Origin of the sequence: Isoptericola sp. NPDC060257 (assembly GCF_042726645.1) — a bacterium.
GTDB lineage: Bacteria > Actinomycetota > Actinomycetes > Actinomycetales > Cellulomonadaceae > Isoptericola > Isoptericola nanjingensis.
Window position 1 is genome coordinate 1 of record NZ_JBHXAW010000329.1, and the last position, 4,398, is coordinate 4,398.

The window sequence follows — 4,398 nt, forward strand, 5'->3', positions numbered from 1 at the left end:
ATGTTTATAAGATACAGCAGAACGGTGCCACGAGCCCACCCACGACGGTCCACCGAGGTCAGCGGGCGGTCCGGCGGCGGTACAGCACGCCGCCCACGACGACGCTCGCCGCGAGGAAGCCCACCAGCCACACGCACGCCGTGACGATCGTGGCGGCGTCGGGCGCTCCGCCGAGAAGGCCCCGCACCGACTCGATGATCGGGGTGAACGGCTGGTGCTCGGCGAAGCCGTGCAGCCAGTCCGGCATGGTGTCGACCGGCACGAAGCCGGAGCTGAGGTACGGGACGAAGAGGAAGATCATGCTCACGGACATGGACGCCTCGACGCTGAGCACCAGCCCGAACACGACGCACAGCCAGGTGAACGTCACCACGGCGAGCACCGCGAACCCCACGAACCCGAGCCACTGGCCCAGGTCGGCCTCGGGCCGGAACCCGTACGCGATCGCCACCAGCAGCACCACGACCACCGAGGCAAGGTTGCGCACGACGCTCGCGATGACGTGCCCCCACAGCGCCGACGACGAGAAGATGGGTAGCGTCTTGAAACGGTCGATGGTCCCGGTGGTCATGTCCTGGGCGACGCCCGTGGCTGCCGTGGCCGAGTTCATGCCCAGGCACATGACGAGCACGCCGGGCACGACGTAGTCGATGTACTCGCCCCCGGTGCCGCCCGAGATGGCGCCGCCGAAGACGATCACGAACGCCGACATGATCAGCACGGGCAGCGCGAACGCGGTGACGAGCCCGTCGATCGAGCGCAAGGAGCGGCGCGCCTCGCGCCGGGTCATGGTGGCGACGTCGCGCAGGGGAGCGCGCACGGACGCGGGGCGGACCGTGCCGTGCACGGTGGGCGCGGACGGGGCCAGGGTGGTGGTCATCGCAGGGCCTCCTCGGGAGCGGTCTGGTCGGTGGTGCCGGAGGTGCGTCCGGCGGCCTGCGCGGAGTGGCCGGTGAGCGCCAGGAAGACGTCGTCGAGGGTGGGCTTGACCACGCTCACGCCCGCGACGGCGAGGCCGCGGGACTCGGCCCGGTCGAGGACGTCGCGGATGGCGCGGACGGGCTCGGCGCTCGGGAAGGTCAGCGCGAGCGCCCGGAGGTCCTCCTCCGCGACGTCGAGGCCCGCGACGCCGAGCTCGCGCGCGGTGGCGAGGCTCGCGGCGTCGTCGAACGTCACGCGCACGTGGTCGCCGGCGACGAGGGCCTTGAGCTCCTCGGCGGTGCCGCGCGCCGCGATGGTGCCCTCCGCGAGCACGGCGATCGTGTCGGCCAGCCGGTCGGCCTCCTCCAGGTACTGCGTGGTGAGCAGGATGGTGGTGCCGTCGGCCGCGAGCCCGCGCACCACCTCCCAGAGCTGGGAGCGCGACGCCGGGTCGAGCCCCGTGGTGGGCTCGTCGAGCACGAGCACGGCCGGGTCGGCGACGAGGCTGATGGCCAGGTCGAGGCGGCGGCGCATGCCGCCGGAGTAGGTGCCGACCCGGCGGCGGGCGGCGTCGGTCAGGTCGAAGCGCTCCAGGAGCTCGTGGGCCCGCCGGCGCACGACGCGCTTCGGCAGGTGGGCGAGGTCCGCCATCATGACGAGGTTCTCCTCCCCCGTCTGGAACTCGTCGACGCTCGCGTACTGGCCGGTCAGCGCGATGCTGCGGCGCACCGCGGCGGGCTGCTTCACGACGTCGGCGCCGGCGATGGTCGCCGTGCCGCCGTCCGGCTGCACCAGCGTGGTGAGGATGTTGACGGTGGTGGTCTTGCCCGCGCCGTTCGGCCCGAGCAGCGCGAAGATCTCGCCGCGTCGGACGGCGAGGTCGACGCCGCGCAGGACGGCGGTGCGTCCGTAGGACTTGCGCAGCCCCCGCACCGCGATCATCGGGTCGTTCATGGCCGTTCCCCTCGGTCGGTCTGTGTATGGCATACACGAGCGTATGGCATACACGTCGTGTTGGCTATACACGCCGTGTCTCCGATACACGAGAGCGCTGCACGAGCGCCGCGACGCCGCCGCGGCTACGGTCGGACCGTGCGCGTCGTCGTCGTGGGAGCCAGCGGGAACGTCGGGACGGCCGTGCTGGGCGCACTCGCCCGCGAACCCGCCGTGACCTCGGTCGTCGGGGTCGCCCGGCGCGTGCCGCGCGCCGACGGCAGCAGCACCGTGGCGTTCCCCCACTCCGCCGCCGAGTGGGTCCGTGTCGACCTCACCGACACGGCGGACGCCGTCGTGCGCGGCCTCGACCGGGCCTTCCTCGGGGCCGACGCCGTCATCCACCTCGCCTGGGCGCCGCCGTCCGCCCGCGACTCCGGGCAGGCCCGACGCCTCAACCTCGACGGCTCACAGGCCGTCGCCGACGCCGTCGTGCGCGGCGGCGTGCCGCACCTCGTGTTCGGCTCGACCTCCGGCGTCTACTCCCCCGGCCCCTCGGGCGGCGGCCTCGTGCGCGAGGACTGGCCGCGGCGCGGCGTGCGCACGTCGTCGTACTCCGTGCAGAAGGCCGCCGTGGAGCGGATGCTCGACGGCGTCGCCGAGCGGCACCCGCGGCTGGTCGTGACCCGCGTGCGCCCTGCGCTCATGCTGCAGCGCGAGGCCGGCGCCGAGCTCGGGCGCTACTTCCTGGGGCCGCTCGGCACCCGCGCGCTGCGGCTCGCCGCGAAGCGCGCCCCCGAGGGCGCGCTGCTGCCCGCCGTCCCCGCGCTCGCAGGGCTCCGCCTGCAGGTGATGCACGTCGACGACGCCGCCGACGCGTACCGCTCCGTCGTCGTCGGCCGCCACCCCGGGCCGTTCAACCTCGCCCCCGAGGGCTGGCTGACGTCGGCCGACCTCGCCGACACGCTCTCCGGCGGCCGCAGCGTCGAGGTCTCGCCCGACGTCGCGCGGACCGGGTTGACGGTCGCCTCTCGGCTGCGGCTCGCGCCGATCGACGTGGGCTGGTTCGACATGGCCCGCGCCGACGTGGTCCTCGACGCGACGCGCGCCCGCGAGCTGCTGCGCTGGGAGCCCGCCCACGACCCGCGCGACGTGCTCCGCGAGACCGTCGAGGGCGTCATCGCCGGCACCGGCGCCGGCTCACCGCCCCTGCTCGGCTGACGGCTCGGCGCAGCCGCGGACGCGCTCGCCGCGCGCCAGCGCCGGGTCGATCGTGCGGACCACGACGTCGGCGGCCGCGCCGAACGCCGCGAGCTGGTCGTCGTCGAGCGCGTCGACCACGAGGCGCCGCACCTCGGCGACGTGCCCGGGGGCGGACGCCACGAGCTTGTCCCATCCCGCGTCCGTGAGCCGGGCCTCCATCCGCCGCCGCCCCACCGAGCACGGCGTGCGCTCGACGAACCCGGAGCGCTCCAGCCGCCCGACGGCGTGCGACAGCCGCGACAGGGAGCCGCGGGAGAGCGCGGCGAGGTCGGACATGCTCAGGGTGCGCTCCGGCGCGTCCCCGAGCGCCACCAGCACGTGGTACTCGAAGAGGTTGAGACCCGCGTCGGCGCGCAGCTGCGCGTCGAGCGTCGCGGGCAGGGTCATGAGGAGCGCGGCCACCGAGGACCAGCTCCGCTGCTGGTCGTCGTCGAGCCAGGCCGGGGCGTCGGTCGCTGCGGTCGGCATGCCTCATGGTAGGCCGACTTGAACGGTCAATCCGCCCGTGGTTACCGTCGGGTTGATTCCTCAAGCAACAGTCGCCCCCGCGTGCCGTCGGGCGACGGACCCGTACGGAGGACCCCCACCGCATGACGCTTCTTCGCCTCGACGCCAGCATCCAGGGCGACCGCTCCGCCAGCTCCGCGCTGGCGGACACCGTGGTCACCGAGCTCACCGCCGCCCGCCCCGGGACGACGGTCGTCACGCGGCACCTGGGCCAGGACCCGCTGCCCGCCGACGCGTGGGCGCTGGCGACCTCGGCCGGCTTCGTGGCGGAGGCGGAGCGCTCCGCCGAGCAGCGCGCCGCCCTCGACCTCGCCGCCGCCCTGGCCGACGAGGTCCGTGCCGCCGACGCGCTCGTGCTCGCCCTCCCGCTGTACAACTACGGCGTCTCCCAGCACGCGAAGGCGTGGATCGACCTCGTGACCGTCGGGTTCGGCACCGGCGTGCCCGCGCTCGAGGGCAAGCCCACCGTGCTCGTCACCACGCGCGGCGGCGCCTTCGGCGAGGGCACCCCGCGCGAGGGCTGGGACCACAACACCGACTACCTGCGCCGCATCCTCGCCGACCTCTGGCTGGCGGACCTCACCGTCGTCGAGCGCGAGTTCACCCTGGTCGGCGTCAACCCCGCGCTCGACCGGTTCGCCGAGCTCGCCGCCGTCATGGCCAAGCAGGCCGAGGAAGACGCCGTCGCGGCCGGCAAGGCCCTCGCCGCCCGCTGAGGCCGAGGTAGTACCGGACCCCACGAGGTAGTACGCCAGACGGCGAGGTAGTACGAGC

General features: G+C 74.3%; 5 protein-coding genes. 2 read left to right on the plus strand and 3 right to left on the minus strand.

The genetic code is table 11. From position 1 onward, the window contains the following. Positions 1-58: 58 nt before the first annotated feature. Positions 59-880 carry an ABC transporter permease gene (locus ACFWEK_RS19315; RefSeq protein WP_430555089.1) on the minus strand — a complete coding sequence of 274 codons (822 nt, stop codon included), beginning with the start codon at positions 878-880 and terminating at the stop codon, positions 59-61. After that, positions 877-1,875: an ATP-binding cassette domain-containing protein gene (locus ACFWEK_RS19320; RefSeq protein WP_430555090.1), complete on the minus strand. Its 999-nt coding sequence runs from the start codon at positions 1,873-1,875 to the stop codon at positions 877-879. Before ACFWEK_RS19320 ends, ACFWEK_RS19315 begins: the two co-directional genes overlap by 4 nt. Positions 1,876-2,013: 138 nt before the next feature. On the opposite strand from ACFWEK_RS19320, the gene ACFWEK_RS19325 reads away from it, so the two are divergent. Beyond that, entirely contained in the window at positions 2,014-3,075 is a 1,062-nt protein-coding gene (locus ACFWEK_RS19325) for an NAD-dependent epimerase/dehydratase family protein (protein WP_430555091.1), read from the plus strand. Here ACFWEK_RS19325 and ACFWEK_RS19330 read toward each other — a convergent pair. Continuing rightward, on the minus strand, positions 3,055-3,585 hold the full coding sequence (locus tag ACFWEK_RS19330; protein WP_430546138.1) for a MarR family winged helix-turn-helix transcriptional regulator: 531 nt from the start codon (positions 3,583-3,585) through the stop codon (positions 3,055-3,057). The genes ACFWEK_RS19325 and ACFWEK_RS19330 overlap by 21 nt on opposite strands. 122 nt (positions 3,586-3,707) lie before the next feature. Here ACFWEK_RS19330 and ACFWEK_RS19335 point away from each other — a divergent pair, with 122 nt between their 5' ends. Further along, complete coding sequence (locus ACFWEK_RS19335) at positions 3,708-4,340, plus strand: FMN-dependent NADH-azoreductase (RefSeq protein ID WP_430546137.1); 633 nt, start codon at positions 3,708-3,710, stop codon at positions 4,338-4,340. The last annotated feature ends 58 nt before the right edge of the window (positions 4,341-4,398 follow it).

Excerpts from the sequence above, each read along its gene's own strand:
- ACFWEK_RS19315 (WP_430555089.1), bottom strand. The coding sequence starts at position 880 with ATGACCACCACCCTGGCCCCGTCCGCGCCCACCGTGCACGGCACGGTC.
- ACFWEK_RS19320 (WP_430555090.1), bottom strand. The coding sequence starts at position 1,875 with ATGAACGACCCGATGATCGCGGTGCGGGGGCTGCGCAAGTCCTACGGA.
- ACFWEK_RS19330 (WP_430546138.1), bottom strand. The coding sequence starts at position 3,585 with ATGCCGACCGCAGCGACCGACGCCCCGGCCTGGCTCGACGACGACCAG.
- ACFWEK_RS19335 (WP_430546137.1), top strand. The coding sequence starts at position 3,708 with ATGACGCTTCTTCGCCTCGACGCCAGCATCCAGGGCGACCGCTCCGCC.